This is a genomic window from Stenotrophomonas sp. STEN087, assembly GCF_056759115.1.
Window position 1 is genome coordinate 22,398 of the sequence record NZ_JBRRCR010000010.1, and the last position, 26,554, is coordinate 48,951.

A 26,554-nucleotide genomic window follows, 5' to 3' on the forward strand; every position below is an offset into this window, starting at 1 on the left:
CAATGCTTACTTTACCTTGGCGTAGGTGCCCTTCAACGCCACGCCCGCCAAGATCGCGCCGGCGTAGCACTCGTAATTGGTCGCGCTCTTGAACTCGTTCTTCTTGTAGTAGCTGACGATGTCGACCACGGCATTGGCGCCGCGCGACTTGGCGCCATCCTGCAGGGCGCGCAGCGCCGACAGGGCCACCCAGCGGCAGGCTTCCTCGTCGCTCTTGTTGGCGGCGTTGGTCTTCTTGTTGGTCACGTCCTCGCCCAGGCGCTGCTGCACGCTGACCGGCTGGCCGGCCAGGTAGAAGCGCACGCTGCCGTCGATGCCGGCATCCTTGGCGGCCTGCGAGCTGACCAGCTCGCGCAGGGACTGCTCGACGCGGGTGTCGCGGGCCGAGGCGGTGGTGGTCAGGGCCAGCAGTGCGGTGGCCGTGGCGATCATCAGGGTACGACGCATCGAAACTTCTCCTTGTTCGGGGTGCGGGGTGGAGCGCGGTGTGGGGCGGTGGATCATTCGCTCCAGCGGCGGAACACCAGCGAGGTGTTGATGCCACCGAAGGCGAAATTGTTGCTCATCACGTACTCGGCCTGCAGTTCGCGGCCCTGTCCGGTGATGAAATCGAGCTGGCCGCAACGCGGGTCGACCTCACCCAGGTTGAGGGTGGGGGCGAACCAGCCGGCGCGCATCATCTCGATGCTCATCCAGGCTTCGAACGCGCCACAGGCCCCCAGCATGTGGCCGACGTAGCTCTTCAGCGAGCTGATCGGCATGCGGTTGCCGAAGACCTGGGCGGTGGCCTGGGTCTCGGCGATGTCACCGTGGTCGGTGGCGGTGCCGTGGGCGTTCACGTAATCGATCTGCGACGGCTGCAGGCCGGCATCCTCCAGCGCCAGGCGCATGGCCTGGGCCATGGTGTCGGCGCTGGGCTGGGTGACGTGCTGGCCGTCGCTGTTGGTGCCGTAGCCGACGATCTCGGCGAGGATCGTCGCGCCGCGGGCCTGTGCGTGTTCCAGGTCTTCCAGGATCAGCGTACAGGCGCCCTCGCCCAGCACCAGGCCATCGCGGCCGGCATCGAACGGGCGTGGGGTGGTCTGCGGTGCATCGTTGCGCGTGCTGGTGGCGAACAGGGTGTCGAACACCGCCGCTGCGGTGGCGTCGAGCTGCTCGGCACCACCAGCCACCATCACCGTCTGCTTGCCGCTGCGGATCGCTTCGTAGCCGGCGCCCACGCCCTGGCTGCCCGAGGTGCAGGCGCTGGAAGTGGTGTAGACCCGCCCGGACAGGCCGAAGAACACGCCGATGTTGACCGGCGCGGTATGGCTCATCATCTTCAGGTAGGTGGTTGCGCTGATGCCGTCGGTGGTGAACTCGTGCAGCATGCGGCCGAATTCGCCGGTGGCTTCATGGCTGCCCGAGGACGAGCCGTAGGCCACGCCGGCACGGCCGCTGCGCAGCACCGGGTGCTCGAACAGGCCGGCTTCGCGCAGCGCCACTTCGGTAGCGCGCACCGACATGATGGCGACCTTGCCCATCGAGCGGGTGGTCTTGCGGTTGTAGTTCGGCGGCAGGTCATAGTCCTGCGCCGGTGCGGCCAGCTTGGTGTTCAGGCCGGCGTAGACATCCCATTCGGGCATCGTGCGCACCGCATTGCGGCAGCTGCGCAGGTGCGCCTCGATGGTCGGCCAGTCATGGCCGAGCGGACTGATGGCGGCGGCACCGGTGACCACCACGCGACGATCGGCGGCCATCAGATCATGCCCCCGTTCACCGAGATGACCTGGCGGGTGATGTAGCCGGCCGGCTCGGACAGCAGGAAGGCGACGGTGGCGGCCACTTCCTCCGGACGGCCGACGCGGCCGGCGGGGATCAGCTTCAGCGCATGGTCGACCACTTCTTCGTTCAGCATGTCGGTCTCGATCAGGCCCGGGGCCACGCAGTTGACGGTGATCTGGCGGCTGGCCAGTTCCAGCGCCAGCGCCTTGGTGGCACCGATGATGCCGGCCTTGGCCGCACTGTAGTTGACCTGGCCGCGGTTGCCGGCCACGCCGGACACCGAGGACAGGGTGACGATGCGGCCCGGCTTGCGCCGCCGCACCATCGGCATTATCAGCGGGTGCAGCACGTTGTAGAAGCCATCCAGGTTGGTGTGGATGACCTGGTCCCAGTCGTCCTCGGACAGCGCCGGGAAGGCGCCATCACGGGCGATGCCGGCATTGCAGACCACGCCGTAACAGGCGCCATGCGCTTCCACGTCCGCTTCCAGCGCCGCACGCGCGGCTGCCCGGTCGGCCACGTCGAAGGCCAGCACGCGGGCCTGCTGGCCCAGTGCCTGGATCTCGGCCACCACGGCCTGTGCTTCCTCCACGCGGCTGCGGCAATGCACCACCACGTCGAAGCCGTCGCGCGCGATACGCAGCGCAATGGCCCGGCCGATGCCCCGGCTGGCGCCGGTCACCAGCACGCTTCGATTCCCTGTCATGCCTGTCCACTCTCCAGATATGCCATCGAGTCGGCCGGTTCGAACACCGACACGTTGGCGACCGCCCATTCTTCATCGCCTGCCAGGATCCGGCAGGCGAACATCCCTAGCCCATTGTCACCCAACAGCTCGCAGCGCGCGTGTACGCGCAGCACACTGCCGCTGGGGAAGCTGCTGCGCGGGCTGGTGTAGCGCCGGCTGCCGAGCAGGAAGCCCAGCTGCGGCGGGTTGCCGGCCACGCGGGCACGGCAGCCGGCCCAGGCCGCGATGGCCTGCGCCATGTACTCGATGCCGACCCAGGCCGGCACGCCGCCGTCCTCGATGAACAGCCCCGTGGCGGGCACCACCAGCTCGGCCTCGATGCCGTCCTGGTCCCAGCGCACGATGCGCTCCAGCAGGCACATGTCCTGGCGGTGCGGCACCACGTCTTCGATCGCGAACAGGGGCAGGCTCATGCGGCCACCCGCTGCAGTGCAAGCACGGCATTGCTGCCGCCGAAGGCGAAGGAATTGCTCAGTACGCGCTGCGGCGCCCGTTCCAGGCACGCGCCCGGGGCGACCAGCGGCAACGCCGGCAGGGCCGGATCCGCGCTGCCATCCCACCAGTGCGTGGGCAGCCGGTGGCCGGGATTCTCGGCCAGCAGGATCCAGCACACGGCCGCCTCGATCGCACCGGAGGCGCCGAGGGTGTGGCCGGTCAGCGGCTTGGTCGAGCTGGCCGGCACCGTGGTGCCCAGCACCTGGGCCACGGCCACGCTTTCCATCGCATCGTTGTGGCCGGTGGCGGTGCCGTGCAGGTTCACGTAATCCACGTCGCCTGCATCCCAGCCGGCGCGTTGCAGCGCCTGCTGCAGGGCATCGATCGCCCCCAGGCCCTTCGGGTCGGGCGCGGACATGTGGTGGGCATCGGCCGATTCGCCCCAGCCGGCCAGCTGCACCGGGCCGGCGTCGCGGGTCAGCAGGAACAGCGCGGCACCTTCGCCGATGTTGATGCCACAGCGGTGCTGCGAGAACGGATTGCAGCGCAGCGCGGATACCGACTCGAGCGCGCTGAAGCCGGCCACGGTGAAGCGGCACAGCGAATCGGCACCACCGGCGATGACCGCATCGACGATGCCGGCGCGCAGCATGCGCGCGGCCGACATCAGCGCCTTGGCGCTGGAAGAACAGGCGGTGGACAGCGTCCAGGCCGGGCCCAACGCACCGCTGCGCTGGCGCACGAACTGCGCGGCCGTGCCCATTTCCTGCTGTGAGTAGTCGAAGCCCTGCGGCCACTCACCGGTCTCGGCGCGGGTGCGCAGGGCCTGCTCGGATTCACCGATGCCCGAGGTGCTGGTGCCCAGCACCACCGCCACGCGCGATGCACCGTAACGGGCGATGGCGGCCTGCACCGACGGCGCGATCTGCGCCAGCGCCGCGTCCAGCAGCGCGTTGTTGCGGCCACGCAGGGCCACCGGCAGCTCGTCCAGCGCCGGCAGCGGCGTACGCACTTCGCCCAGCGCCAGGGTCTGGCCCGGCAGCAGGGTGTCGTTGTCGCTGAGGCCGCCCGGTGCGTCGGCAAAGAGGGCTGCGGCCACGGCCGCGCGGCCCTCACCGAGCGCGCAGACCACGCCCAGGTCGTTCAGGTAAATCGCTGCGGTCATTTATCCTGCCCGGCCATGTCGATCGATTCGATGCGCAGGGTGTAGCCCTCGGCGCGGTTGTCCAACTGCACGCTGCCATCGTCCAGGCGCTGCAGCTGCAGCCACACCTGGCCATCGCGCGAGAGGCTGCGCTGGTGGCCATCGTCGGCCACCTGCCAGCCCGCCGGCAGCGCCTTGGCAATCGCTTCGGTCGGCCACAGGGCGAACTGCAGGTCATCCAGCACGCGCTCGGCACGCACCTGCGGCGGCAGCCACGGCGCACGCTGCTGGGTCAGCTGCTGGCCGTCCCACTGCAGGCGCACGCCGGTCTGGCCCATCGCCTGCACGGCCAGCTGCACCTGCTGCGCATCCGCTTCCAGCAGTGCATCGAGATCGCGTTCATGGCTGCCGAAGCGGAAATGCAGCTGCTGCTGCAACGCCAGCGGCGCCGGCAGGCTGGCCGGCGACAGGCGCAGCGGCGGCAGTTCAACCAGCGGGCGCGGCATGCGGCTGGCACAGGCGGCCAGCAGCAGGCACAGCAGCACCGCGCTGAAACGGACGATCAGGCGCTGCACAGCTGCTCCAGCACGCGCATGCGGCGACCGTTGGGGTCGGCCACGTAGGGGTTGTTGGTGTCCCAGGCGTAACCGGCCAGGATGGAGCTGATCATGTCGCGCACTTCCGGCTGCTGGTCGGGGTGGTAGATGATCTTCTGGAAACCGCCTTCGTACCAGCTTTCGACGAAGCGGCGGAAGGTCTTCACGCCGGCGCGCAGCGGAATGGAGAACTCGTTTTCCCAGTCGACGGTTTCACCGGCGTAGCGGCGCTTCAGGCATTCGCTGGCCAGCTGTGCCGACTTGAAGGCGATGGTCACGCCGGAGGAGAACACCGGGTCGAGGAATTCACCGGCGTTGCCCAGCAGCGCGTAGCCCGGGCCCCACAGCGAGCTGACGTTGGCCGAATAGCCGGTGATGCGGCGCACCGGCAGCACGGCCCATTCGGCATTGGCCAGCAGACCGGTCAGGTTCGGGTCCTCGCCGACGATGGCCTGCAGCTTCTGCAGGTCGTCGCCTTCGTAGCGTTCGAAGAACGACGGCTCGGCGACCACGCCCAGCGAGCAGCAGCCGTTGGAGAACGGGATGGTCCAGTACCAGACGTCGATGTGCTCGGGATGGGTGGTGATGAGGATCTTGTTGCGGTCGAAATCCGCTTCGGCCGGAATGTTGTCGCGCACGTGGCAGAAGATCGCGCCGCGCACCGGGAAGTTGGACGGCGATTCCAGGTCCAGCAGGCGCGGCAGCAGGCGCGCGAAACCGGAGGCATCGAGGATGAAGTCGGCTTCGATGCGGTACTCGCTCCCATCGGGACGGCGCACGTTCACCGCCGGGTGCTCGCCGGCTTCCACCGCCAGCACTTCATCGCCGAAGCGCAGGGTGGTGCCCATGCGCTCGGCACCGCGGGCCAGCACGTTGTCGAAGTCGGCGCGCTGCACCTGGTAGGTGGTGCCCCAGCCCGGCGAGAACTTCCTGCGGAAATCGAAGGCAGTACGCGCTTCGCCGTGGACGAAGGCCGCGCCGTTCTTGTGCTGGAAACCGGCTTCCACCACGTCCTGCAGCAGGCCGGCCGCCTCGATGTACTCCATGCTCTGCGGCAGCAGGCTCTCGCCGATCGAGAATCGCGGGAACTGCTGGCGCTCCAGCATCAGCACCTGGCGGCCCTGCTGGCGCAGCATCGCCGCGGCGACCGAGCCGGCCGGGCCGGCGCCGATGATCAGGATTTCAGTACGTTCGACGTCGGTCGGTTGGGCAGTTGCATCCACGGCAGTATTCATCGGTGCGTCCTTGTTGCTCGATCAGGTGGAAAGGAAGGGCGTGCGGTACAGCGCGGTCAGGCCGGCGGCAGGTCGTGCGGCGGCGGGCGGAACAGCGGCGAGATCAGCCAGACCAGGCCGATGCCAAACAGCAGGGTGAGGCCGAACGCGCGCAGCGCCGGCGTCTGCGACAGGCCCAGCAGGCCGAACGACAGCCAGGTGCTGGCCGCGCCCACGCACACCGCCAGCCAGGCACTGGCATCGCCGCGGTGCTCGATCAGGAAGATGCCGTAGTCGATGCCCATGCCCAGCAGCAGCATCAGCGCCAGCACGTTGAACAGCTGCAGCGGCTGGCCGAACAGGCCGAGCAGGCCGAGGGTGAGCGCACCGGCGATCAGGGTCGGAGCGAACACGCGCCAGGCCTGGCGGCGGTAACGCAGCCACAGCGCGCCGAACACCAGCGCGATGCCGACCAGCAGCAGCCCGCCCATCAGCTTGCGGTAGTGGCCCAGCAGCTTGGAGAAGTCGGCCGTGCGGTCGACCCAGCGCACGCCGCGCAGGCCCTCGGCCGCGCCCTGCAGGGTGGCCAGCGCATCGGCACGCGAGAGGTCATCGACCATCACCACGCTGACCATCTGTCCACCCACTGCACCCACCCACAGGTGGCGGAACGGCTTGGAGGCTGGCGAGGCAAGGAAGGCTTCGGCGGTCAGCGGCGACGCCGCGAAGTCCGGCCGCGGCAACGGCTCGCCCACGGCTTCAGAGACCGCCGACAGCACGCCCGGCTCCACCTTCGCGGTCAGCGCGGCATCGGCCTGCTGGCGCGCCGGCGACGGCAACCAGTCGCTGATCGCGCGGTAGCCACCGATGCGCTTGTCACTGGCCAGCGCACGCAGGCGTCCGGTCAGCGCTTCTTCGCGTTCCAGCAGCTGCGCCGCATCGGCGCCCTGCACAAGGTAGAACTGCGCCGGGCTGGGCATGCCCAGCAGCTGGCTGAGGCGGATCTGTTCGGCCATCAGCGCCGGCGGCGAGGACTGCAGGCTGCGCAGGTCGTCGTTGCTCTGCAGGCGCACGATGCCGATGGCCGACAGCGCCAGCGTGGCGACGATGAAGACGGTGACCGGGCGCGTGCCATGCAGGCGCGGGAAGCGTTCCAGGGTGTTGCCCAGCCACTGCGAGAAACGGGTCTGGCGGATCTCGCCACCGTCCAGCCAGGGGAACCAGAAGATCACCGTGAGGAACGCGCCGGCGAGGCCGACGACCGAGAACAGCGCCATCTGCCGCAGGCCCGGGAACGGGGCCAGGCCCAGTGCCAGATAAGCCAGCGCGCTGGTCACCAAGGCCAGCCACAGGCCCGGCAGCAGGTGCTTGAGCAGCTTCCAGCGACGGTCGGCCGGCGCGGCCTGGCGCGACGCGAACCAGTGGATGCCGTAATCCTCGGCCACGCCGACCAGCGACGCGCCGAACACCAGGGTCAGCACGTGCACTTTGCCGAACACCAGCACGGTCACTGCCAGCGCCACGCCGCAGCCGATCAGCAGCGAGGCGGCCACCAGCAGGATCGGCCGCAGCGAACGGAACGCGAGCCAGACCAGCAGCAGCACCGCCGCCAGCGAGCCCCAGCCGATCGTGTTGATTTCCTGGTTGGCCTGCACGGCGGCCGCTTCGGCATGCAGCGGCACGCCGGCATGCAGGATCTCCAGGTCCGCGGCGGCGGCCTTGGCAGCCTGGCCAGCGCGTTCAAGCAGGCCGTCGATATGGCGCTCGCCATCGAGCTGGAAAGCCGAGCCGGGCGTATCGAACTGCAGCGCGGCCCAGTGCTTGCCCTCGGCTTCGAGCAGGCCATCATCGCCCAAGCGCAGGCCGGAGCCCTGTGCCTGCTGCTGCCACCATTGCGGCCACAGCGACAGCGGGTCCTGCCGCCAATCGGTCAGACGCGGTGCACCCATCGGGCCATACAGCGCGCCCAGCGCCTGTTCGGCCAGCGCGCCCGGTTCGGCCTGCTGCAGCTGTTCGCGCTGGGCCGGGGTCAGCAGGCGGTCGCGATACGGCGCGTAGAACGCGCGCGCTTCATCGAACCAGCCTTCGATCGAACCGCTGGGCACCAGCAGACCGTTGTCGGCATCGCTGGCCATGGCCTTGGCGAAGGCGGCCTGCGCGCGCTTGGCGGCGGCGCCATCGGTACTGCCCAGCAGCACCACCACCTGGCGCGAGCTGCCATCGGCGATGCGCCGGGTGACATCACTCAGCAGGCGGTCGTGCGCATCCTGCGGCAGCAGGGCGAGGATGTCGGTGTCGATCCGCGATTCCTGGCTCCACAGGCGCCACTGCTGCGCGCCCATCACCAGCAGCACCAGCAGCCAGGCAATGCCCAGCCAATGCAACCACCGGCGCAGGCGCTCCGACCCCTTCCCTGCGGTGCCAGTCGACATATCAGTCAAAACGGCGCGCCTCGTCGGCGGACAGGCTTGCCGGCGCTTCGCTCAGCGCGACGAACTGGATCTGCGTGCGGTCCTTGTTGGCCTCCACGATCTCCACCTGGCGCACGTAGCGGTCGCCCTGCAGGGTCAGCGATTCGAAGGCCTTGGCCAGCATCGCCGACTTCGGGGTCAGCTTCAGCCGCCAGCCCTGCCCTTCGCGGCTGGCCTGCACGTTGAACTGGCTGGACAGCGCCTGCACGTCGCCACTCATCAGCGCGAACATGATGGCGTTGACCGAGCGCATCGCCGGCTGCTGGCGCGCATCCAGTTCGACGCGGGTGCTGCCATCACGCTGGCGGCTGAGGATGCGGTCAGCGGTGACCACCACTTCGGACGGGAACGGCTTCAGCGTGGTCCAGATCACGCCGTGCTGGCGTGCGACCACGAACTGGCCCTGCGAGCGCAGCGGGTTCTTGAAGCCGCTGACCTGCTTTTCCTGGGTGAACTGGCCACGCAGCACGTCGGGCCGCGCCACTGCCTGGGTGATCGCATCGACGGCGGCATCGGCCGCCTGCACCAGCGGCGCAGCGGCAAGCATCAGCGCGCACAGCAGCGCGCGCGGGAGTACCGTGCGCAGGGACGGGACGAAAGCATTCACGGGGCAGGCACTCCAAGACGCTGCCACAGCACCGGCGGGCACTGGTACAGCATTTCCTTGCTGGCCGCGTCTACCGCGACCTGGATGGTCATCGCACGGGTCAGCACCTGGCCGCTTTCCGCATCGATGATTTCGTATTCGATCTTCAGCCGGTTCTCCCATTCGACGATGCGCGAGACCACGCGCAGCGCCTGGTTGAACAGCAGCGGCCGCACGTACTTCACCCGTGCATCGACCACCGGCCACAGATAGCCCGATTCGAGCATCTGCGGGTAGTCGTAGTCGTAGCGGCTGAGCAGCGCGCAGCGTGCGATCTCGAAGTACTTGAAGTAGTTGCCATGCCAGACCACGTTCATCGGATCGCAGTCATGGAAGGCCGGGGACAGCGAAATCTCGCCGACCAGTTCGATTGCTTCATTCACCGACATACAGCTCCCAGCGTTGCGCGCGGATCTCCACCAGCAGTTCCCGCAGTTCGCGATCCAGCGCGCGGTCTTCTTCGACCAGGGCGATGCGCTGCCCCAGGTCGGCGTACATGTCGGCCAGACTGCCATGCAGCTGCGCGTTCAGGCCAACCCGTTCGCGCAGGGCCAGGCCCTGGCGTGCGGCGATCAGCATCGCGGCCACCACCTGTTCGGTCAGTTCGATCACGCGCAGGCAGTCGCGCGCGGCGATGGTGCCCATGCTGACCTTGTCCTGGTTGTGGCATTCGGTCGAACGCGAGAACACGCTGGCCGGCATGGTCTGCTTCAGCGCCTCGGCGGTCCATGCGGAGACGCTGATCTGCAGCGCCTTCAGGCCATGGTTGATGGCCGCGCGCGGGCCGGTGGCCGCCGACAGGTTGGCCGGCAGGCCGTGGTTGTAGCGGGCATCGACCACCAGCGCCAGCTGCCGGTCGAGCAGGTCGGCGACGTTGGCCACGGTGTTCTTCAGCGTGTCCATCGCCAGTGCGATGTGGCCGCCGTAGAAGTGGCCGCCGTGCAGGATGCGCTCGCCGTCGGCATCGATCAGCGGGTTGTCGTTGGCGCTGTTCAGTTCGGTTTCGATCAGCTGGCGCAGGAACGGCAGGCTGTCTTCCAGCACGCCGATCACGTGCGGCGCGCAGCGCAGCGAGTAGCGGTCCTGCAGGCGCTGTTCGTTGCGCGGCGGGCGCTCGCTGTGCAGGTCGCTGCGCAGGCGCGCGGCGATGCGGCCCTGGCCCGGGTGCGGCTTGGCGGCGAACAGGGTCTCGTCGAAGTGATGCGCGTTGCCGTCGCTGGACAGCACGTTGAACGCGGTCAGGCGGGTGGCCATGCGGGCCAGGTAATCGGCACGCCGCCAGGCCAGGCAGGCCAGGCCGGTCATCACCGCGGTGCCGTTCATGATCGCCAGGCCTTCCTTCGGCCGCAGCTTCAGCGGAACCATGCCGATCTTCGCCAGCACCGGGCCGGCCGGCTGCACCTGGCCTTCGAACAGCACCTCGCGTTCGCCACACAGCACGGCGGCCACGTAGGACAGCGGGGTCAGGTCACCACTGGCGCCCACCGAGCCTTCGGCCGGGATCAGCGGCAGCACGTCGTGCTGCAGCAGGGTGGCCAGGCCTTCCAGCAGCTGCACGCTGACACCGGACATGCCGCGCACCAGCGAGGCCAGGCGCGCGGCCAGCACGGCACGGGTCTCGGCCGGGTCCAGGTAACGGCCCAGGCCGCAGCCATGGTAGGTGTAGAGATGGTGCGGCAGCTCGGCCACCAGCGCCGGCGGAATGTTCACCGTGCACGAATCGCCGTAGCCGGTGGTCACGCCATAGATCACGCCGTCCTCGCGCAGCAGGCGGTCGAGGAAATCGGCGCCGCGCTGGATATGCGCGCGGAAGGCCGGGGCCTCGCTCAGGGCGGCGTCGCACTGGCGCTGGGCCAGGGCAACCACGTCTTCGATGGTCAGCGGTGCATCGCCGAAACGGCACACGGGTACGGCGTCAATCGTCATGAGGAGCCTGGTCCCAGAAGGGGAAGAAGTTGAACCAGTCCAGCGGGGACTGGATGACCTGGAGTTCCAGCCAGCGTGCGAAGCGCTGCGCCTGTTCAGCCAGTGCGGCGTCACGCGAACCACGCGGCAGTACCACGCGGTCGGCAAAGTGTTCGAAGGCCACGCGATAGCCATCGCCTACGTGCAGGCAGGACATCGTGTAGACCGGGCACGCCAGCGCGGACGCCAGCACATAGGCACCGATCGGGAACGGCGCACGGTGGCCGAGGAAATCGGCCATCACGCTGCGCCCGCCCTGCACCGGCACGCGGTCTCCGACGATGGCAACGAAGCCGCCGGAGGCGACTTTCTCGGCCAGCATCACCGCCGTGGCCGGGCCCATTTCGGTCACCTGCACCAGTTCCACCGCGGCCAGCGGATCCAGCCGCTGCAACAGGCGGTTGAAGCGCTGCGCGTGCGCGGTGTGCACCAGCACGGTGATGCGGAACCCGGGCACCTGCTCGGCCAGCACCTGGCACAGTTCCAGGCAGCCGATGTGCGCGGTCAGGATCAGGCCGCCTTCGCGGCGCGCGATCTTGCCCAGCACCAGGTCGCGCTGCAGGTGGATGCGCTCGGGCGGGTAACGGCCGCCGAGGCCGAGGATCTTGTCCAGCATCGTGTCGGCGAAGCTGAAGAAATGGCGCAGGCTGTCACGCCAGCCCGGCGCATGGCCGAGCGCGCCGGTATGCGCCTGCAGCCGCTGCAGGTACTGCAGCGAGGCGCGGCGGCCGACCCGGTTGCCCAGCCAGTGGCAGACCACCACCGGCCACACGCACAGGCGGAACGGCCAACGCCCGAACCAGCGGTGCACCCAGCACAGGAACAGCACGCCGGCCACCGAGGTGGATTCGCCGATGTCGGCCCAGTGCGGTGCGTCGTGCGCGCGGCTCATCTCAACCCTGCCCCTGCAGGCGGCGCCACAGCAGGCGCGGCGCGCGCGGCAGCATGCCGAAGAACAGGCGGGTGTGCATGCGGCTGATGCGCACGTTGTCGCGCCACACGTCAAAGTGCGAAACGCCGTCGGCCGGATAGGTCACGCGGGTGGCCAGGTGTTCCACCGGCACCTGCCGCCAGTACAGGCGGACCATCACTTCGGTATCGAAATCCATGCGCCGGCCGATGGTTTCCTGGCCGATCACGCGCAGCACCGGCGGCAGCGGGTAGACCCGGAAGCCGCACATGGTGTCGCGCAGGTGCAGCGACAGCGTGTTGATCCAGACCCAGACATGGGTGGCATAGCGGCCATACAGGCGGGCCTTGGGCACGCTGGCATCGTAGGCAGGAATGCCGCAGATCACCGCGTCCGGCCGCGCCCGTGCGGCGGCGATGAAACGCGGCAGGTCGCCCGTATCGTGCTGGCCGTCGGCATCGATCTGCAGCACGTGGCTGTGGCCGCGGCGCACGGCTTCGGCGAAGCCGGCCAGCATCGCCCCACCCTTGCCCTGGTTCACGTCCAGCCGCAGCAGGTCGACGCCATCGCGTTGCGCCAGCACCTGCAGCACCGCGGCGCACGATGCACGCGAGCCATCGTCGACCAGCAGGCATGGCAGGCCGGCGGCCTGCACGCCGTCCACCACGGCGCCGATGGCATGCTCGTGGTCGAACACGGGAATGACCACCAGCGGCGCGAAGGCGCCACCGGCCACCACGGCGTCAGTGCGCATCGGTCAGGACCACCTTGCCGCTGGCGTGCGTGCCATGCAGGGAGGTGTAGCGGAACGTCAGCACGCCGCGCTCGGCGTCCCAGTCCAGCTGCAGGGTCAGTTCGTCGCCGGGGCGGGCCACGTGCTGGAACTTCACCGCCTCCATCCGCACGAAACCGCGCGGCAGCGCGAAGGCCTGGCGGGCGAAGCGCACCGCCCAGTCCAGCTGGGCCACGCCAGGCAGGATCGCCGCCTGCGGGAAGTGTCCCTGGAACGCGCGCAGCGAGGCATCCAGGGTGACACGCAGGGTCGCGGCCGTTGCGCCGCGATGGTCCCACTGCGGCACCGGCATCAGCGGTTGGAACAACGCCGCCAGCGCGGCCTGGGTGACCTTGCCCTGCGCGTTGATGGGCAGCGCTTCGACCAGCCGCCAGCGACGCGGGCGGGTGACCGCATCGTGGCCCTGCGCCAGGCGCGCACCGAGGCGCAGGCCGAAGGCGCGGCGCGCGGCATCGCCGGCGGTCACCTGCGCCGGATCGGCCGGCACCACCACCGCCGCCAGCTGTTCGCGCTGGCCGGACAGCACCAGCACGCGCACGTCCTCCACGTCCGGGTCATCGCGCAGCGCGCGTTCCAGCGCGTCCAGCGAGACCCGGCGTTCTTCGATCTTGACGATGCGGTCGGCGCGGCCGAGCAGGCGGAAGCGGCCATCGGCCAGTGCCTCCACGCGGTCCTGGGTGCGCCACCAGTCACTGCTGTCCAGGTGCGCCGAGGCCACCGCGAGGCAGCCGTCATCGATGCGCCACTGGACGCCCGGCAGCGGCTGCCACGGTGGCATGTCGGTCTCCCAGCGGCGCCAGGCGATGCCGCCGGTCTCGCTGCTGCCGTACACCTCGGTGGGGGCCACGCCCAGCCACTGCCGCACCTGCCGCGCGGCCTCTTCCGGCAGCGGGCCGCCGGAGGAGAACACCGCGCGCAGGCGGCCGTGCAGGCTGGCCCAGTCCAGCTGTTCGGGCAGGCGCTTCAGGTGTGCGGGGGTCGCCACCAGCACGCTGTCTGCGGCGGCCAGGGTGCCGACCAGGTCTTCATGGAAGAAGCGCCGTGGCTGGATCTGGCGGCCGGCCGCCAGCGGCCACAGCACGCGGAACAGCAGGCCGTAGATGTGCTGGTGGGACACCGTGCCGTGCACCTGCACGCCGTCGAGCTGGGCGCCGAAGGCGGCCTGCAGCGCATCGACTTCGCGCGTCAGCTGGTCCATGCGCTTGTTGATCGCGCTGGGCTGGCCGGTGCTGCCGGAGGTGAACACGCACAGTTCGCAGGCGCGCTCGTCCAGCACCTGCAGCACACCCTCGGCCGCCACGGCCGGCGTCAACGGGCGGTAGTCGGCCGGGACATCGCCGGCGAAGCCACTGACCTGCGGCTGCAGCGCCTGCAGCGTGGCCGGCAGGTTGTCGGCGGCAAGGAACACGCGTTTGCCGGCGTGCCAGGCACCGAACAGGGCCGCGGCAAAGGCAATCGCATCGTCGAAATACAGCGCCCAGTCGCGGCCTTCGGCGGAGGCGAACGCATCACGCCAGGCCAGCGCGCGCAGGCGGAAGGCGCTGTGGTCCAGGGCGACGCCTTCGCAGAGGCCGATGTCACGGCCGGGCTGCGCGTCGACCAGCAACCGGTCCAGGGCGATCCAGTCAGCCATGGGCATGGGCCGCCTTGACCCGACGCCGCACCAGCCATTCGCCTGCGAACAACACTCCCATCATCACGTACGCCAACAATCCGTTGTAGAGCATCCAGACCCGGTCCGACGCGTACAGCGCGGTGAACAGGGCCAGGCCACCGTTGAGAACAAAAAAGCCGCACCACACCTGGGTGACGCGACGGGTATAGGCTACCGCGAAGTCCGGCAGGTCCGGCTCCTGCAGGCGCGCCAGGCGCTCCACCAGCGGCGGGCCGAAACGCAGGCTGGTGGCGAACACCGCCAGCATCACCACGTTCACCAGCGCCGGGTACAGCTTCAGTGGCAGGGCCTGGTTGAGCACGGTGGCCAGCCCGGCCAGCAGGCCGGCACCGGCCGCGGCGGCCCACCACAGCGGTTGCCGGGTGCTCAGTGCACGCAGCAGGGCCAGGCCGAACAGCAGCAGCGACAGCCAGCGGGGCTCGAAGCGGCCCATGGCCGCGTAGACCAGCACCGGATAGGCGAGCGAAAGCGCTGCCACCACGACCATGCGTGCACGTGCCATGGTCGGGATTCCCTGGCTGCGGTCAGGCGGCTGCCTGGCCAGGCAGCAGGCCATGCACGACATCGACGATGTCCTGCACGGTGCGCACGGCCTTGAAGGCTTCCGGCTGCAGGTTGCGGCCCAGCAGCGGCTTGAGCTGCACGATCAGGTCGACGGCATCGATGCTGTCGATGTCCAGATCGTCATACAGGCGCGACTCCGGGCTGATCCGGGCAGGTTCGATCTCGAAGCTGTCGGTCAGGATGCGGACGATGCGCTCGAAGAGTTCATTCTTGGTCATGGCAGTTCCTGGCGCCTTACGACTGGCGGGCGGCGACGAACTCGCCGAGCGCGCGCACGCTGGAGAAATGGCGACGGGTTTCTTCCGAGTCGGCCGAGAGGCTGACACCGTACTTCTTCTGCAGGGCCAGGCCCAGTTCCAGGGCGTCGATCGAATCGAGGCCAAGGCCTTCCACGAACAGCGGCGCGGTCGGATCGATGTCCTCCGGCGTGATGTCCTCCAGCGAAAGCGAGGAAATGATCAATTCCTTGATCTCGTGCTCAAGTGCTTGCACGGGTCGGATCTCCAGACAGGTCGAAATAACGAGTGAGGTGGTCGGTGACGCGACGGGCCGCCAAGGCATCCCCCCTTGACGCGTCATCTTCGTCCAGAAAGGGCGCGATGGCGATATCTTCGCCGATCTGCAGCTGAACGTGAAAACGACGTGAGGGCACACGATACCACTTCTGGCCCTTGGTCAGCGTCGCCGGCGTGCAGCTGATACGCACCGGTGTGATGTCCAGCCGCCCACGCACGGCGATGTTGGCGGCACCGCGCTGCAGCCGCAGCGGCTGCCCCGGCACGGTGCGCGTTCCTTCCGGGAAAATGACCAGGGTGCCGCCGGCATGCACGGCCGCCACGCAGTCATCGACCAGGCCGGCGCCATCGTCATTGGCGATGTAGCCGGCGGCGCGGACCGGGCCACGCATGAACGGGTTGCAGGCCACCGCGCGCTTGACCACGCAGTCGGCGTTGGGCAGCAGCGCGATCAGGCAGACCACGTCGATCAGGGTCGGGTGATTGGCCAGCACCAGCAGGCCATCGCGCTGCAGGCGCTCGCGGCCCTCGACCTGCAGGGTCATCAGGCCCAGCCGGCACATCAGCCACACATGGCTGGCAAACGCCGCCTGCACCAGCCGCCGCGCCCGCCGCTGGCGCGCGATCGGGTCGCGCATCAGCAGCAGCACCGGCATCACGAACACGCCCAGCAGCAGCCCGCCCACGCCGAACGCGGCGAAGCTCAGGCCGGTGCCGAATACCCGCCAGGCGTGGTCGAGACGGCGCAGGGCTTCAGCCATGGCGGCTCCAGCGCCAACGCTGGCCTTGGTTCACGTGTTCGAGCGTGGGTGCCGCCGATGACAGCAGGAAGCGGTGCAGATCCAGCGCATGCGGCAGCAGGCCCGGTGCGGTGTTGCCCGTATCGGCGGCGGGTTCCCAGGCCAGGCGCAGGCCGGTACCGGCCGTACCAGACGGCGCCAGGCGCCAGCACCAGGCGAAGAACGGGTCGGGTTCGTCGGCGAATTCGGCGTAAACGTCGGGCAACGGCGACTCATATACCACTACCCGCACTTCCTTGGCGCCATCGGCCAGCAGGCCGGCGGCTTCCAGGCAGGCGGTTTCCACGGTGGACTGGCCGGCGGCCAGTGCCAGGTAGTTGCCGCGGTGGCCGCGGGCGATCGAATAGAGAGCGGCGATGGCGTTGTGCACCGACAGGCCGAAACCAGTGGGCGACAGCGGTTCGGCGGCGGCCAGCGAGCCCAGCAGGTCCATCGAGCGGGCCACGTCCCCGTGGCGGCTGGCGAACACCAGCGGCACGTCGCTGTCGGCACCCTCCGCGTCTTCACACCAGCACGCGGCCTGGATGGCCATGCGGCCGAGGCGCTCGATGCGGCGGCGCTGCATGGCCGGCACTTCGGCCAACGACGGCGTGCCCTCGCCCTGCGGCAGGAACGGCGTGTCGGCCCAGCCCATCCATTGGCTACGTTCTGTCAGTCCAGGCGCCCAGGCGGCCCAGTCGACAACGGAAAATTCGATCATTACCGGTGATGTTTGGATGGGCGGAAGACAGGCACGGGCCAACAGCTTGGCGACGCGCGGCGGCCCCCCATTCCTGCAGCCGTGCGTCCGTCCAGGACGTCGCCGGCAGCCCCCCTGGCGGCCGGAAAGGTGCGAACGCTAGCACGTCCCGCGCAGGGAATACATGTTTCACAAACCGAAACGGGGAGCGGTCACCGGCCGCTCCCCGTTCACCTGCTTCAGTGGTAGCCGGCGTCGGCGCGCACCTTGCCGCGGAACACCCGGTACGACCAGGCGGTGTAGCCAAGGATGACCGGCAGCAGCACCACCAGGCCCACCAGGGTGAAGCCCAGCGACGAGGCCGGTGCCGCGGCCTGCCACAGCGTCATCGACGGCGGCAGCAGGTAGGGCCACATGCCCAGCACCAGCCCGGCGAAGCCGAGCACGAACAGGGCCAGGCTGAGCAGGAACGGCGGCAGGTCGCGACGCGGATGGGTAGCGCTGCGCCACAGCGCGGCGGCCACCGCCAGGGTCAACAGCGGCACCGGCGACAGCCACCAGAAGTTGCCGTCACTGAACCAGCGATCCATCAGCCGCGAATCGAGGAACGGCAGCCAGCTGCTGACCAGGCCCATCGCCGCGATCACCGCCGCCACCAGCGGCCGGGTCATCTGCCGCGCCAGCGCCTGCACGTGGCCCTCGGTCTTCAGGATCAGCCAGGTGCTGCCCAGCAGCGCATAGCCGGCCACCAGCGCCGCACCGGTCAGCATCGCGAACGGGCTGAACCAGGTGAACGCGCCGCCGCTGAAGCGGCCATCGACCAGCGGGATGCCCTGCACCAGCGTGCCGAGGATGACGCCCTGGGCGAAGGTGGCCAGCAGCGAGCCCAGACCGAAGGCCACGCTCCACAGCCGGCGCGAGCGGTGCGCCTTGAAGCGGAATTCGAAGGCCACGCCACGGAAGACCAGCGCCACCACCAGCAGCAGCACCGGTAGGTACAGCGCCGACAACAGCACCGCATACGCCTTGGGGAACGCCGCCAGCAGGCCGGCACCGCCCAGCACCAGCCACGTCTCGTTGCCGTCCCAGATGGGCGCGGCGGTGTTCATCATCAGGTCCAGCTGTTCCTCGTCCTCGGCGAACGGGGCGAGGATGCCGATGCCGAGCACGAAGCCGTCCAGCACCACGTACATCAGCACGCCAAAGCCGATCACCGCGAACCACGCCACCGGCAGCCAGGTCATCAGGTCCATGTCAGCGCTCCTCCAGCGGTTCGTCGGCGGCCGACAGCGGCCGCGCCGGGGTGTGGCTGCCATGGTCCAGCGAGGGCCCCTCTTCATACGGCTGCGGACCGTGGCGCAGGATCTTCACCAGATACCAGATGCCCCAGCCGAACACGAAGGCATAGCCGACCACGTACACCGCCAGCGACAGCGCGGTCATCCACGCACTCTGCGGGCCCACCGCATCGGCGGTGCGCAGCACGCCGTAGACCACCCACGGCTGGCGCCCCATCTCGGTGACGAACCAGCCGGATACCAGCGCGATGAAGCCGCTGGGCAGCATCCAGTTCCAGCCGCGCAGCAGCCAGGGTGACTGCAGCAGCTTCTTCCGCCACAGCTGCACCGCCGAGACCCAGGCCAGCAGCAGCATCAGCGTGCCCAGCCCGACCATGATGCGGAAGGCGAAGAACACCGGCGTCACCGGCGGCCGTTCGCTGGCTGGCACCGAGGTGAGCGGATCGAAGGTGCCGTCCAGCGAATGGGTCAGGATCACGCTGCCCAGCTTCGGGATGGCCACTTCGAAATCGTTGCGCTGTTCCTTCTCGTTGGGCAGGGCGAATACCACCAGCGGCACGCCCTCGCCGGCCTTGCTTTCATGCCAGTGCGCTTCCACCGCCGCGATCTTCATCGGCTGGTGCTTCAGCGTGTTCAGGCCATGCATGTCGCCGACCAAGATCTGCACCGGCACGGTCAGCGCGGCAAACGCCACCGCCGCGATCAACATGCGCCGGCCCGCTTCAACGTGCGTGCCTTTGCGCAGGTACCACGCGCCCACGCCACCGATCACGAAACAGGTGGTGATGAACGAACCCAGCGCCATGTGCGCCAGCCGGTACGGGAACGACGGGTTGAACACCACCTGCCACCAGTCCACCGGATGGACGATGCCGTTGATCATTTCGTAGCCGGCCGGCGTGTGCAGCCAGCTGTTGGACGACAGGATCCAGAAGGTGGAAAACAGCGTGCCCAGCGCCACCATGCAGGTGGACAGGAAATGCAGGCGCGGCGACACCCGGCCCCAGCCGAACATCATCACGCCGAGGAAGCTGGCTTCGAGGAAGAACGCGGTCAGCACTTCGTAGGTCAGCAGCGGGCCGATGACCGTACCGGCCACTTCGCTCAGCCGCGGCCAGTTGGTGCCGAACTGGAAGGCCATGACGATGCCGCTGACCACGCCCATGCCGAAGGACACGGCGAAGATCTTCTGCCAGAAGAAATACAGGTCGCGCCACACGGGCAGTTTCGTGCGCAACCAGCGCCATTCGATGAAGGCCAGCCAGCTGGCCGTGCCGATGGTGAAGGCGGGGAACAGCACGTGGAAACTGATGACGAATCCGAACTGGATCCGCGACAACAACAACGCGTCCAAGGGACGCCTCCTGCCGGGTAGGGGTGGGATACCGGACCACTTTAGGAGGATTTGGTTAAGCCGGGATGCGACCGGGTGACGCGCTGCTTCACTATGTCGCAGGGCGGAAGCCGGCGAGCATGGACCGGCGCTACCCTGGAATCGGCCGCGGTAGCGCCGGGCCCTGCCCGGCGGGGGGCTGTCAGTGCCAGAAATACCAGGCCGCCGCAGCCAGCAGCGCGCCAAACAACAGCACCTGCACGACCACATACAGCGCGCCACTGTCGCGCGTTTCCGCCTGCAGCCGCTGCTGCAGCGCCTCGCTCACATCCGGCACTGGCGCCTGCCGTTCCTGCTCGCGCAGCGCCTGCGACAGCGCGCGCGCATCGGCATCGCGGGGGTCGTTGGCTTCGCTCACAGCAGCTCTCCGGCGGTGGCGCGTCGCGTCAGCTCCTGTTTCAGGGTCTGCCGCGCGCGGAACAGGTGGCTCTTGATGGTACCGCGCGCCAGCCCGGTCACCTGTTCGATCTCGACCAGATCGAAATCCTCCAGGTAGTGCAGGCCCACGATCAGGCGCTGCGGCGGGGTCAGCCGTTCCAGCGCCGCGCCGAGCTGGCGTCCAGCCTGCAGCGCCTCGCTCAGCTCGGCCGGGCCGGGCCCCTCGTCGCCGATGCCCAGTTCCTCGGGCACCTCCACAGCCACCATCCATTGCATCTCCAGCCGGCGGCGGCGCAGGTGCTGCAGCGCGGTGGTGTAGGCCACCCGCGAAACCCAGGTGCGCAGCGAGGATTCGAAACGGAACCGGTGCAGCTGGCGGAACACCGCCAGGAAGGTCTCCTGCAGCAGGTCGGCGACCTGGTCACGGTCGCCGACCATGCGCCCGATCACGTGCGCACAGGTGCGTTGATGGGCCTGCACCAGCTGCGCGAACGCCGTCTGCGAGCCATCGATGATGGCAACCACCAGCGCGCGGTCGTCCTCCCACCCAGCCGGTGCCTCCACGGGGGCGTCGCGACGACGCCCGCGCAGTGCGGCCAGGGCACCGCCCAGCAGGCTCATGCGCAATGCACTCCGGGCGCCCGTGGCATGCGCCGGTCAGCCCTTGCGGACGGCGGGACGGGTGAAGTGCCACGCCAGCAGCTGGCCGAGGCCGGCACTGCCGGCCAGCGCGGCGGCGGCTCCGAAGGTCAGCTCGCGGGCGCCGATGGCTTCCAGCAGGGCCATGGCCAGGGCCAGGCAGACCAGGCTGATGCCCCAGCGCAGCGCGCCCTGGCGGCGGCGCTCTTCTTCCAGCCCGGCCAGCGAGCGGATCACCTCCTCCGGGACGTGCGGGGCGACCAACTTGCTGCGTGCACGCGCATCGGCGACGGCATGGATCGCGTAGGCGATGCAGATGAAGAGGGTGATCGGGATGAGTTCCTGCATGGTCGTGCTCCTGTCCGGTGAATGATGCGGGTTCAGGAGATTGGATGCGCGAGGCCGGCCACCGGTTGCAGTGCGGATTTCAGGCGCCGTCATCAGTCCCGGGGTCTGCCGGCGGATCGGGAAAATAGGTTTCCACATGGAAGCCCAGCCGCAGGTCGGCCATCAGCCTTACCAGCGCGTCGTCCAGCACGAACCCGGCCCAGGCCTGCTTGCCGAACACGGCGATGCGCAGGCCGATTTCGGCGCCTTCCTGGTTCAATGCCCGGATCACCTCCACCCGTGCCTGCAGGATCTCGACCACCTGCGGCCAGGCGTCCATCAGCCAGCCATCCTTGCCGCCAGGCAAGTCAAAGCACACCCATGTGTGGGCGTGGACCCGGATGACACTGCCATCAGGACGGCATAGCTCGGCACCGACATCACGGAAGTTCGTCCGTTCCATCCCCAGTCGGGCGGCGATTCCGGCGCTGGCAGCGGTCGGGTGTTGTACCCCCAGGGAGATCACATAGTCGTAGCTGCACACGTCGGTTCCGTCCGGATCAGTCGCCCATCATGCGCCACGCGAGGCCCTGCAGCGCCTTTGCCCAAGCGGTCTGCATGACCTGTGGCCCCCTCCCCCGGCCCGGGCGGCTGCTACCCTTGCCCGGTTTCCTCATCTGGTGCCGTGAGCCCATGTCCCGAGTGCTGCCCCTGTCCCTCCTGCTGTCGGCCGTGCTGGCCGCACCGGCCGCGCATGCTGCGCCGACGCCGATCACCATCGAACAGGCCATGGCCGACCCGGACTGGATCGGTCCGCCGGTCGAGAAGGCCTGGTGGTCCTGGAACAGCCAGCAGGTCGAGTACCAGCTCAAGCGCAGCGGCAGCCCGGTGCGCGATACCTTCCGCCAGCCGCTGGCCGGTGGCGCTGCCGCGCAGGTGGCCGATGACCAGCGCGGCACCCTGGACGTGGCCGAACCGGTCTACGACCGCAGCCGCAGCCGCAGCGCCTTCGTCCGCAACGGCGATGTGTTCGTGCGCGACCTGCGCAGCGGCGCGCTGACCCAGCTGACCCGCACCAACGAGCGCGCCGCCGGCGTGAACTTCGCCGCCGACAACGGCGTGATCTGGCGCGTCGGCCAGAACTGGTTCCACTGGACCGCCGCCAGCGGCGTGCAGCAGGTGGCCAGCCTGAAGGCCGACAAGGACCCGGCCAGCAAGCCCAAGGACGACCTGCTGCGCGACCAGCAGCTGCGTACCCTGGAAACCCTGCGCCGCGACCGCGACCAGCGTGAGGCGCTGAAGGACCAGGACCAGCGCTGGCGCCAGGCTGACCCGACCCGCGCGGCGGCCCCGATCTACCTGGGCGCCGACGTGGAGATCGCCGACAGCCTGCTGTCGCCGGACCTGGGCCACCTGATCGTAGTGACCAAGCCGAAGGACTTCGACGACGGCCGCACCAGCAAGATGCCGCTGTACGTGACCGAATCCGGCTATGAGGAAAGCGAGGACACCCGCACCCGCGTCGGCCGCAACGGCTTCGAGCCGCACACCCTGTGGTACGTGGACGTGCGCACCGGCAAGGCCGAGAAGCTCTCGCTGTCGGGCCTGCCGGGTATCGGCACCGACCCGCTGGCCGAGCTGCGCCGCAAGGCCGGCAAGGACCCGCTGAAGGGCGACCGCAGCGTGCAGGTGATGAGCGACTTCATGGGCGGCGGCATGCGCTGGAGCGCCGATGGTCAGCAGGCCGCGGTGATGCTGCGCGCCAACGACAACAAGGACCGCTGGATCGTCAGCATCGGCAGCGACGGCCGCGTGCAGACCCGCCACCGCCTGACCGACAACGCCTGGATCAACTGGGGCTTCAACGATTTCGGCTGGATGGCCGATGGCCGCACCCTGTGGCTGCTTTCCGAAGAGTCCGGCTTCTCGCACCTGTACACCCAGGCCGGTTCGGCCAAGCCGCAGGCGCTGACCAGCGGCAAGTGGGAAACCTCCGCGCCGGTGCTGTCGGCCGACGGCAAGGGCTTCTACTTCCTGTGCAACCAGCAGGCGCCGCACGACTATGAAGTCTGCGCGGTCGACACCGGCAACCGCCAGGTACGCGAGCTGACCAGCCTCAATGGCGTGGAAGACTTCTCGCTGTCGCCCGATGGCCAGCAGCTGCTGGTGCGCTACTCGGCCGCCTACCTGCCGACCCAGCTGGCCGTGGTGCCGAGCGCCGGTGGCCAGGCGCGCGTGCTGACCGACACCCGCACCGCCGAGTACAAGGCGCGCGAGTGGATCCAGCCGAAGCTGGTGGCGGTGCCGTCCAAGCACGGTGCCGGCGTGGTCTGGGCCAAGTACTACGAGCCCGAGCACAAGGAGCCGGGCAAGAAGTACCCGATCGTGATGTTCGTGCACGGTGCCGGCTACCTGCAGAACGTGCACCAGCGCTACCCGGCCTACTTCCGCGAGCAGATGTTCCACAACCTGCTGGTGGAAAAGGGCTACATCGTGCTGGACATGGATTACCGCGGCAGCGAGGGCTACGGCCGCGACTGGCGTACGGCGATCTACCGCAACATGGGCCACCCGGAACTGGAAGACTACAAGGACGGCCTGGACTGGCTGGTCGACACCCAGCAGGGTGACCGCGACCACGCCGGCATCTACGGCGGTTCCTACGGCGGCTTCATGACCTTCATGGCGCTGTTCCGTTCGCCGGGCACGTTCAAGGCCGGTGCCGCGCTGCGCCCGGTGCTGGATTGGCAGAACTACAACCACGCCTACACCAGCAACATCCTCAACACCCCGGACATCGACCCGGAGGCGTACCGCACGTCCTCGCCCATCGAGTACGCGCAGAACCTGCAGGACAACCTGCTGATCGCCCACGGCATGATGGATGACAACGTGTTCTTCCAGGACTCGGTGCACCTGACCCAGCGCCTGATCGAGCTGCACAAGGACAACTGGTCGATCGCCCCGTACCCGCTGGAACGCCACGGCTACATCCGTGCCGACTCCTGGCTGGACCAGTACAAGCGCATCCTCAAGCTGTTCGAGCAGAACCTGAAGTGAGCAACGCCGCGGCCACGATCCAGATCGTGGCCGCGGTCATCCTGGATGACCGCGGCCGGGCGCTGGTGGTGCGCAAGCACGGCGCCGACCGCTTCATCCAGCCCGGCGGCAAGCCCGAGGCGGGCGAAGCGCCGTTGCAGGCGCTGGCCCGCGAGCTGGACGAGGAGCTGGGCGTGCAGCTCGATGCCGCCAGCGCGGTTGCCCTGGGCCGTTTCGAGGACTGGGCGGTGAACGAACCCGGCCACCGCGTGCAGGCGCAGGCCTGGTGGGTGCAGGTCGCGGGTACACCGACCGCACGCGCCGAGATCGCCGAACTGGCCTGGGTGCCGCTGCGGCCACCGCACGGCCTGTGCTTGGCACCCCTGAGCGAACACCATATCCTGCCGGCAGTAGCGCGCTTCTGCACGCTCTGAGACCCGCAGCCAAGGACATCGGATGTCATCGTCTCCCCCCACATTGCCCGCGGCCCGTGCGTTCGCACGCAACGATTTCGTCCGTCCGCTGGCGATCGCTTCCCTGCTGGTCTGCGCACTGGTGCTTGTCTGGTGCCTGCTGCAGACCTTGGCGCTGTGGGCGCTGAGCGGCAGCGGACCATGGCAGGTTATGGTCGCCGCCGCAGAAGAGAAATCGCTCCCGTCCAGCGTACTGTGGCTCCTGCGGGAGCCGGTTGCAGCCAGCCTGTGGCTGTCGGCTGGCTGCGTGCCTTCCACGCTGGCCAGTTGGGGCCTGTACCGGCAGCGGCGCTGGGGCTTGTGGAGCTACGTCTGGCTGCTGGTGCTGTCCGGGCTGGCCAATCTGGTCCTGGCCGGGTGGCTGGACGCCGTCGTAGCGGAGATGATCGCCCACGTGGACGATGCTGCTACCCGCAGCGAGATGCAGGTGCAGCGCCTTCTGATGTCAGCCACCACGTTCGGTGGTTCGATAGTGATCCTTGGCCTGCAGGGTTGGCTGGCCTGGCGCCTGCTGCGGCCGGACATCCGCGCGCGCTTCCGCTGATCTGCGCGGCCGCCGTGCTGCGGAACAGCACGGGCCCTGCGGTAAAGTACGCGCCATGAACGATTTCGAGCGCGTCCGCGCCTACCTCACCGACCTGCAGGACCGTATCTGTGCGGCCATTGAAGCCGCCGACGGCCAGGCCCGCTTCCAGGAAGACCTGTGGCAGCGGGCCGAGGGCGGTGGCGGGCGTACCCGCGTGCTGCGCGACGGTGCGGTGTTCGAGCAGGCCGGCATCGGCTTCTCCGATGTGTCCGGCAGCCGCCTGCCGCCGTCGGCCTCGACCAACCGGCCGGAGCTGGCCGGCGCCTCCTGGCGCGCCACTGGCGTGTCGCTGGTGTTCCACCCGCTCAACCCCTACGTGCCGACCACCCACGCCAACGTGCGCTTCTTCCAGGCGCAGCGCGATGGCGAAGTGGTGGCCAGCTGGTTCGGCGGTGGCTTCGACCTGACCCCGTTCTATCCCTTCGATGAGGACGTGCAGCACTGGCACCAGGTGGCCCATGACCTGTGCGCGCCGTTCGGCGAGGAGCGCTACGCCGCGCACAAGCGCTGGTGCGACGAGTACTTCTTCCTGCGCCACCGCAATGAAACGCGCGGCGTCGGCGGCCTGTTCTTCGATGACCTGCACGGCGATTTCGAGCGCGACTTCGAGTACCTGCGCGCGGTCGGCGACGGCTTCCTCGAGGCCTACCTGCCGATCGTGCAGCAGCGCAAGGACACGGTGCATGGCGAACGCGAGCGCGAGTTCCAGCTGTACCGTCGCGGCCGCTACGTGGAGTTCAACCTGGTCTACGATCGCGGCACGCTGTTCGGCCTGCAGAGTGGCGGCCGCAGCGAGAGCATCCTGATGAGCCTGCCGCCGCGGGTGCGCTGGGAATATGGGTTCAACGCCGAAGCCGGCAGCGCCGAGGCGCGCCTGGCCGATTACCTGGTGCCGCGCGACTGGGTGTGAGCCCACGCACGTGTAGAGCCGAGCCCACGCTCGGCTGCTTTCGGCGTTACGCGGATTTCTGCCGCGGAATGATCGTGATGTGGCCGGTGGTTTCCAGCAGCGCCAGTTCGACATCCTCTACCCGCAGGCAACCCTGCTGGCGCAGCGCGGCGTCGAAGTCCGCGGTGCTGACCAGCTCACGACGCAGCACCGCCGCCAGCAGGCGCCCGTCGCGGGCGATCACCACCGGCTCGCCTTCGATCATGCGTTCCATGCGCCGGCTGCGCGTGGTCAGCCAGCCCACGCCGTAGTTCAGCAGGATCAGCGTGGCGGCCAGCAGCAGGCCGCCGCCCAGCGACGTGTCGGTGCCCAGCAATGCGTTCTGCACCGCGTTGCCCAGCAGCACGATCAGCAGCACATCGAACGGGGTGATCTGCCCCAGCGCGCGCTTGCCGCCCAGCCGGACCATGCCCAGCACGACGACATAGACCACCACCGCGCGCAGGACGAATTCCCACCACGGCATCGCCAGTGCGAACAGATCGGGCATTGTGGTTTCCCCTGCGAAGCGATGCCCCAGCGTGGCGCAGCGAGGCACAAATAAAAAGCCCCG

The 26,554-nt window shown here is 68.8% G+C and carries 30 protein-coding genes; 4 read left to right on the forward strand and 26 right to left on the reverse strand.

All coding sequences use genetic code 11. The annotated features are described in order from the left end of the window. Positions 1 to 6: 6 nt before the first annotated feature. The 25 genes from ACVOK1_RS04410 to ACVOK1_RS04530 all read right to left on the reverse strand — a co-directional run bounded on the left by ACVOK1_RS04410 (position 7) and on the right by ACVOK1_RS04530 (position 21,498). Entirely contained in the window at positions 7 to 447 is a 441-nt protein-coding gene (locus tag ACVOK1_RS04410) for an excinuclease ATPase subunit (protein ID WP_108770439.1), read from the reverse strand. Positions 448 to 500: 53 nt separating this feature from the next. Beyond that, positions 501 to 1,739, reverse strand: coding sequence for a beta-ketoacyl-ACP synthase (locus tag ACVOK1_RS04415; RefSeq protein WP_200751141.1), 1,239 nt, complete (start codon positions 1,737 to 1,739; stop codon positions 501 to 503). Further along, positions 1,739 to 2,470, reverse strand: coding sequence for a 3-ketoacyl-ACP reductase FabG2 (locus ACVOK1_RS04420; RefSeq protein ID WP_481561243.1), 732 nt, complete (start codon positions 2,468 to 2,470; stop codon positions 1,739 to 1,741). Before ACVOK1_RS04420 ends, ACVOK1_RS04415 begins: the two co-directional genes overlap by 1 nt. Continuing rightward, entirely contained in the window at positions 2,467 to 2,925 is a 459-nt protein-coding gene (locus ACVOK1_RS04425) for a hotdog family protein (protein WP_481561244.1), read from the reverse strand. Before ACVOK1_RS04425 ends, ACVOK1_RS04420 begins: the two co-directional genes overlap by 4 nt. After that, complete coding sequence (locus tag ACVOK1_RS04430) at positions 2,922 to 4,112, reverse strand: beta-ketoacyl-ACP synthase (RefSeq protein WP_481561245.1); 1,191 nt, start codon at positions 4,110 to 4,112, stop codon at positions 2,922 to 2,924. Before ACVOK1_RS04430 ends, ACVOK1_RS04425 begins: the two co-directional genes overlap by 4 nt. Further along, complete coding sequence (locus ACVOK1_RS04435; protein ID WP_481561246.1) at positions 4,109 to 4,666, reverse strand: DUF3261 domain-containing protein; 558 nt, start codon at positions 4,664 to 4,666, stop codon at positions 4,109 to 4,111. Before ACVOK1_RS04435 ends, ACVOK1_RS04430 begins: the two co-directional genes overlap by 4 nt. Beyond that, entirely contained in the window at positions 4,654 to 5,922 is a 1,269-nt protein-coding gene (locus ACVOK1_RS04440; RefSeq protein WP_481561247.1) for an NAD(P)/FAD-dependent oxidoreductase, read from the reverse strand. The genes ACVOK1_RS04435 and ACVOK1_RS04440 overlap by 13 nt, the downstream gene beginning before the upstream one ends. A gap of 56 nt (positions 5,923 to 5,978) precedes the next feature. Then, positions 5,979 to 8,333, reverse strand: a complete 2,355-nt coding sequence (locus ACVOK1_RS04445) for an MMPL family transporter (RefSeq protein ID WP_481561248.1) — start codon at positions 8,331 to 8,333, stop codon at positions 5,979 to 5,981. 1 nt (position 8,334) lies between these two features. Further along, complete coding sequence (locus tag ACVOK1_RS04450; protein ID WP_406236394.1) at positions 8,335 to 8,919, reverse strand: outer membrane lipoprotein carrier protein LolA; 585 nt, start codon at positions 8,917 to 8,919, stop codon at positions 8,335 to 8,337. Between the two features lie 56 nt (positions 8,920 to 8,975). Further along, positions 8,976 to 9,407, reverse strand: coding sequence for an acyl-CoA thioesterase (locus ACVOK1_RS04455; RefSeq protein WP_108770447.1), 432 nt, complete (start codon positions 9,405 to 9,407; stop codon positions 8,976 to 8,978). Continuing rightward, a complete protein-coding gene (locus tag ACVOK1_RS04460; RefSeq protein ID WP_108770448.1) occupies positions 9,394 to 10,944 on the reverse strand; it encodes an HAL/PAL/TAL family ammonia-lyase in 1,551 nt (516 codons plus the stop codon). Before ACVOK1_RS04460 ends, ACVOK1_RS04455 begins: the two co-directional genes overlap by 14 nt. Further along, complete coding sequence (locus tag ACVOK1_RS04465) at positions 10,934 to 11,875, reverse strand: LpxL/LpxP family acyltransferase (RefSeq protein WP_481561249.1); 942 nt, start codon at positions 11,873 to 11,875, stop codon at positions 10,934 to 10,936. Before ACVOK1_RS04465 ends, ACVOK1_RS04460 begins: the two co-directional genes overlap by 11 nt. 1 nt (position 11,876) lies before the next feature. Continuing rightward, the gene (locus tag ACVOK1_RS04470; protein ID WP_481561250.1) at positions 11,877 to 12,647 is read right to left on the reverse strand and encodes a glycosyltransferase family 2 protein; all 771 of its coding nucleotides are present in this window, start codon (positions 12,645 to 12,647) and stop codon (positions 11,877 to 11,879) included. Continuing rightward, positions 12,637 to 14,319, reverse strand: coding sequence for an ApeI family dehydratase (locus ACVOK1_RS04475; RefSeq protein WP_481561251.1), 1,683 nt, complete (start codon positions 14,317 to 14,319; stop codon positions 12,637 to 12,639). The genes ACVOK1_RS04470 and ACVOK1_RS04475 overlap by 11 nt, the downstream gene beginning before the upstream one ends. After that, positions 14,312 to 14,863: a COG4648 family protein gene (locus tag ACVOK1_RS04480; RefSeq protein WP_406233959.1), complete on the reverse strand. Its 552-nt coding sequence runs from the start codon at positions 14,861 to 14,863 to the stop codon at positions 14,312 to 14,314. Before ACVOK1_RS04480 ends, ACVOK1_RS04475 begins: the two co-directional genes overlap by 8 nt. A gap of 22 nt (positions 14,864 to 14,885) precedes the next feature. After that, positions 14,886 to 15,143 (reverse strand): acyl carrier protein, encoded by a 258-nt coding sequence (locus tag ACVOK1_RS04485; protein WP_025878014.1) that lies wholly within the window; start codon positions 15,141 to 15,143, stop codon positions 14,886 to 14,888. Positions 15,144 to 15,159: 16 nt separating this feature from the next. Further along, the gene (locus ACVOK1_RS04490) at positions 15,160 to 15,417 is read right to left on the reverse strand and encodes a phosphopantetheine-binding protein (RefSeq protein WP_005411610.1); all 258 of its coding nucleotides are present in this window, start codon (positions 15,415 to 15,417) and stop codon (positions 15,160 to 15,162) included. Beyond that, entirely contained in the window at positions 15,404 to 16,201 is a 798-nt protein-coding gene (locus ACVOK1_RS04495) for a lysophospholipid acyltransferase family protein (RefSeq protein ID WP_200751150.1), read from the reverse strand. The genes ACVOK1_RS04490 and ACVOK1_RS04495 overlap by 14 nt, the downstream gene beginning before the upstream one ends. Beyond that, a complete protein-coding gene (locus ACVOK1_RS04500; RefSeq protein WP_481561252.1) occupies positions 16,194 to 16,940 on the reverse strand; it encodes a beta-ketoacyl synthase chain length factor in 747 nt (248 codons plus the stop codon). The genes ACVOK1_RS04495 and ACVOK1_RS04500 overlap by 8 nt, the downstream gene beginning before the upstream one ends. Before the next feature lie 218 nt (positions 16,941 to 17,158). Beyond that, a complete protein-coding gene (cydB, locus tag ACVOK1_RS04505) occupies positions 17,159 to 18,172 on the reverse strand; it encodes a cytochrome d ubiquinol oxidase subunit II (RefSeq protein WP_481561253.1) in 1,014 nt (337 codons plus the stop codon). 1 nt (position 18,173) lies between these two features. After that, positions 18,174 to 19,571, reverse strand: a complete 1,398-nt coding sequence (locus tag ACVOK1_RS04510; protein ID WP_481561254.1) for a cytochrome ubiquinol oxidase subunit I — start codon at positions 19,569 to 19,571, stop codon at positions 18,174 to 18,176. A gap of 181 nt (positions 19,572 to 19,752) precedes the next feature. Beyond that, a complete protein-coding gene (locus ACVOK1_RS04515; RefSeq protein WP_481561255.1) occupies positions 19,753 to 19,968 on the reverse strand; it encodes a hypothetical protein in 216 nt (71 codons plus the stop codon). Beyond that, positions 19,965 to 20,609, reverse strand: a complete 645-nt coding sequence (locus ACVOK1_RS04520; protein WP_108770458.1) for an RNA polymerase sigma factor — start codon at positions 20,607 to 20,609, stop codon at positions 19,965 to 19,967. The genes ACVOK1_RS04515 and ACVOK1_RS04520 overlap by 4 nt, the downstream gene beginning before the upstream one ends. 36 nt (positions 20,610 to 20,645) lie before the next feature. Beyond that, a complete protein-coding gene (locus tag ACVOK1_RS04525) occupies positions 20,646 to 20,975 on the reverse strand; it encodes a hypothetical protein (protein WP_108770459.1) in 330 nt (109 codons plus the stop codon). 79 nt (positions 20,976 to 21,054) lie between these two features. Beyond that, a complete protein-coding gene (locus ACVOK1_RS04530) occupies positions 21,055 to 21,498 on the reverse strand; it encodes a hypothetical protein (RefSeq protein WP_481561256.1) in 444 nt (147 codons plus the stop codon). A 149-nt stretch (positions 21,499 to 21,647) separates the two neighbouring features. Here ACVOK1_RS04530 and ACVOK1_RS04535 point away from each other — a divergent pair, with 149 nt between their 5' ends. From ACVOK1_RS04535 to hemF, 4 genes are read left to right on the forward strand one after another with little or no spacing between them, the layout of a single operon-like run. Further along, positions 21,648 to 24,014, forward strand: a complete 2,367-nt coding sequence (locus ACVOK1_RS04535; protein ID WP_481561257.1) for a S9 family peptidase — start codon at positions 21,648 to 21,650, stop codon at positions 24,012 to 24,014. Further along, on the forward strand, positions 24,011 to 24,427 hold the full coding sequence (locus ACVOK1_RS04540; protein ID WP_481561258.1) for an NUDIX hydrolase: 417 nt from the start codon (positions 24,011 to 24,013) through the stop codon (positions 24,425 to 24,427). The genes ACVOK1_RS04535 and ACVOK1_RS04540 overlap by 4 nt, the downstream gene beginning before the upstream one ends. A gap of 22 nt (positions 24,428 to 24,449) precedes the next feature. After that, on the forward strand, positions 24,450 to 25,010 hold the full coding sequence (locus ACVOK1_RS04545; protein ID WP_108770463.1) for a hypothetical protein: 561 nt from the start codon (positions 24,450 to 24,452) through the stop codon (positions 25,008 to 25,010). 55 nt (positions 25,011 to 25,065) lie between these two features. Then, the gene (hemF, locus tag ACVOK1_RS04550; protein ID WP_481561259.1) at positions 25,066 to 25,962 is read left to right on the forward strand and encodes an oxygen-dependent coproporphyrinogen oxidase; all 897 of its coding nucleotides are present in this window, start codon (positions 25,066 to 25,068) and stop codon (positions 25,960 to 25,962) included. Between the two features lie 46 nt (positions 25,963 to 26,008). On the opposite strand, the gene ACVOK1_RS04555 is transcribed toward hemF, so the two are convergent. Next, positions 26,009 to 26,491, reverse strand: coding sequence for a DUF421 domain-containing protein (locus ACVOK1_RS04555; protein WP_108770465.1), 483 nt, complete (start codon positions 26,489 to 26,491; stop codon positions 26,009 to 26,011). Positions 26,492 to 26,554 lie beyond the last annotated feature (63 nt).

Excerpts from the sequence above, each read along its gene's own strand:
- ACVOK1_RS04470 (WP_481561250.1), bottom strand. The coding sequence starts at position 12,647 with ATGCGCACTGACGCCGTGGTGGCCGGTGGCGCCTTCGCGCCGCTGGTG.
- ACVOK1_RS04535 (WP_481561257.1), top strand. The coding sequence starts at position 21,648 with ATGTCCCGAGTGCTGCCCCTGTCCCTCCTGCTGTCGGCCGTGCTGGCC.
- hemF (WP_481561259.1), top strand. The coding sequence starts at position 25,066 with ATGAACGATTTCGAGCGCGTCCGCGCCTACCTCACCGACCTGCAGGAC.
- cydB (WP_481561253.1), bottom strand. The coding sequence starts at position 18,172 with ATGGACCTGATGACCTGGCTGCCGGTGGCGTGGTTCGCGGTGATCGGC.
- ACVOK1_RS04455 (WP_108770447.1), bottom strand. The coding sequence starts at position 9,407 with ATGTCGGTGAATGAAGCAATCGAACTGGTCGGCGAGATTTCGCTGTCC.
- ACVOK1_RS04410 (WP_108770439.1), bottom strand. The coding sequence starts at position 447 with ATGCGTCGTACCCTGATGATCGCCACGGCCACCGCACTGCTGGCCCTG.
- ACVOK1_RS04415 (WP_200751141.1), bottom strand. The coding sequence starts at position 1,739 with ATGGCCGCCGATCGTCGCGTGGTGGTCACCGGTGCCGCCGCCATCAGT.
- ACVOK1_RS04520 (WP_108770458.1), bottom strand. The coding sequence starts at position 20,609 with ATGAGCCTGCTGGGCGGTGCCCTGGCCGCACTGCGCGGGCGTCGTCGC.
- ACVOK1_RS04450 (WP_406236394.1), bottom strand. The coding sequence starts at position 8,919 with ATGCTTGCCGCTGCGCCGCTGGTGCAGGCGGCCGATGCCGCCGTCGAT.
- ACVOK1_RS04420 (WP_481561243.1), bottom strand. The coding sequence starts at position 2,470 with ATGACAGGGAATCGAAGCGTGCTGGTGACCGGCGCCAGCCGGGGCATC.
- ACVOK1_RS04500 (WP_481561252.1), bottom strand. The coding sequence starts at position 16,940 with ATGATCGAATTTTCCGTTGTCGACTGGGCCGCCTGGGCGCCTGGACTG.
- ACVOK1_RS04545 (WP_108770463.1), top strand. The coding sequence starts at position 24,450 with ATGTCATCGTCTCCCCCCACATTGCCCGCGGCCCGTGCGTTCGCACGC.
- ACVOK1_RS04555 (WP_108770465.1), bottom strand. The coding sequence starts at position 26,491 with ATGCCCGATCTGTTCGCACTGGCGATGCCGTGGTGGGAATTCGTCCTG.
- ACVOK1_RS04475 (WP_481561251.1), bottom strand. The coding sequence starts at position 14,319 with ATGGCTGACTGGATCGCCCTGGACCGGTTGCTGGTCGACGCGCAGCCC.
- ACVOK1_RS04430 (WP_481561245.1), bottom strand. The coding sequence starts at position 4,112 with ATGACCGCAGCGATTTACCTGAACGACCTGGGCGTGGTCTGCGCGCTC.
- ACVOK1_RS04485 (WP_025878014.1), bottom strand. The coding sequence starts at position 15,143 with ATGACCAAGAATGAACTCTTCGAGCGCATCGTCCGCATCCTGACCGAC.
- ACVOK1_RS04440 (WP_481561247.1), bottom strand. The coding sequence starts at position 5,922 with ATGAATACTGCCGTGGATGCAACTGCCCAACCGACCGACGTCGAACGT.
- ACVOK1_RS04495 (WP_200751150.1), bottom strand. The coding sequence starts at position 16,201 with ATGGCTGAAGCCCTGCGCCGTCTCGACCACGCCTGGCGGGTATTCGGC.
- ACVOK1_RS04425 (WP_481561244.1), bottom strand. The coding sequence starts at position 2,925 with ATGAGCCTGCCCCTGTTCGCGATCGAAGACGTGGTGCCGCACCGCCAG.
- ACVOK1_RS04460 (WP_108770448.1), bottom strand. The coding sequence starts at position 10,944 with ATGACGATTGACGCCGTACCCGTGTGCCGTTTCGGCGATGCACCGCTG.
- ACVOK1_RS04480 (WP_406233959.1), bottom strand. The coding sequence starts at position 14,863 with ATGGCACGTGCACGCATGGTCGTGGTGGCAGCGCTTTCGCTCGCCTAT.
- ACVOK1_RS04525 (WP_108770459.1), bottom strand. The coding sequence starts at position 20,975 with ATGCAGGAACTCATCCCGATCACCCTCTTCATCTGCATCGCCTACGCG.
- ACVOK1_RS04445 (WP_481561248.1), bottom strand. The coding sequence starts at position 8,333 with ATGTCGACTGGCACCGCAGGGAAGGGGTCGGAGCGCCTGCGCCGGTGG.
- ACVOK1_RS04465 (WP_481561249.1), bottom strand. The coding sequence starts at position 11,875 with ATGAGCCGCGCGCACGACGCACCGCACTGGGCCGACATCGGCGAATCC.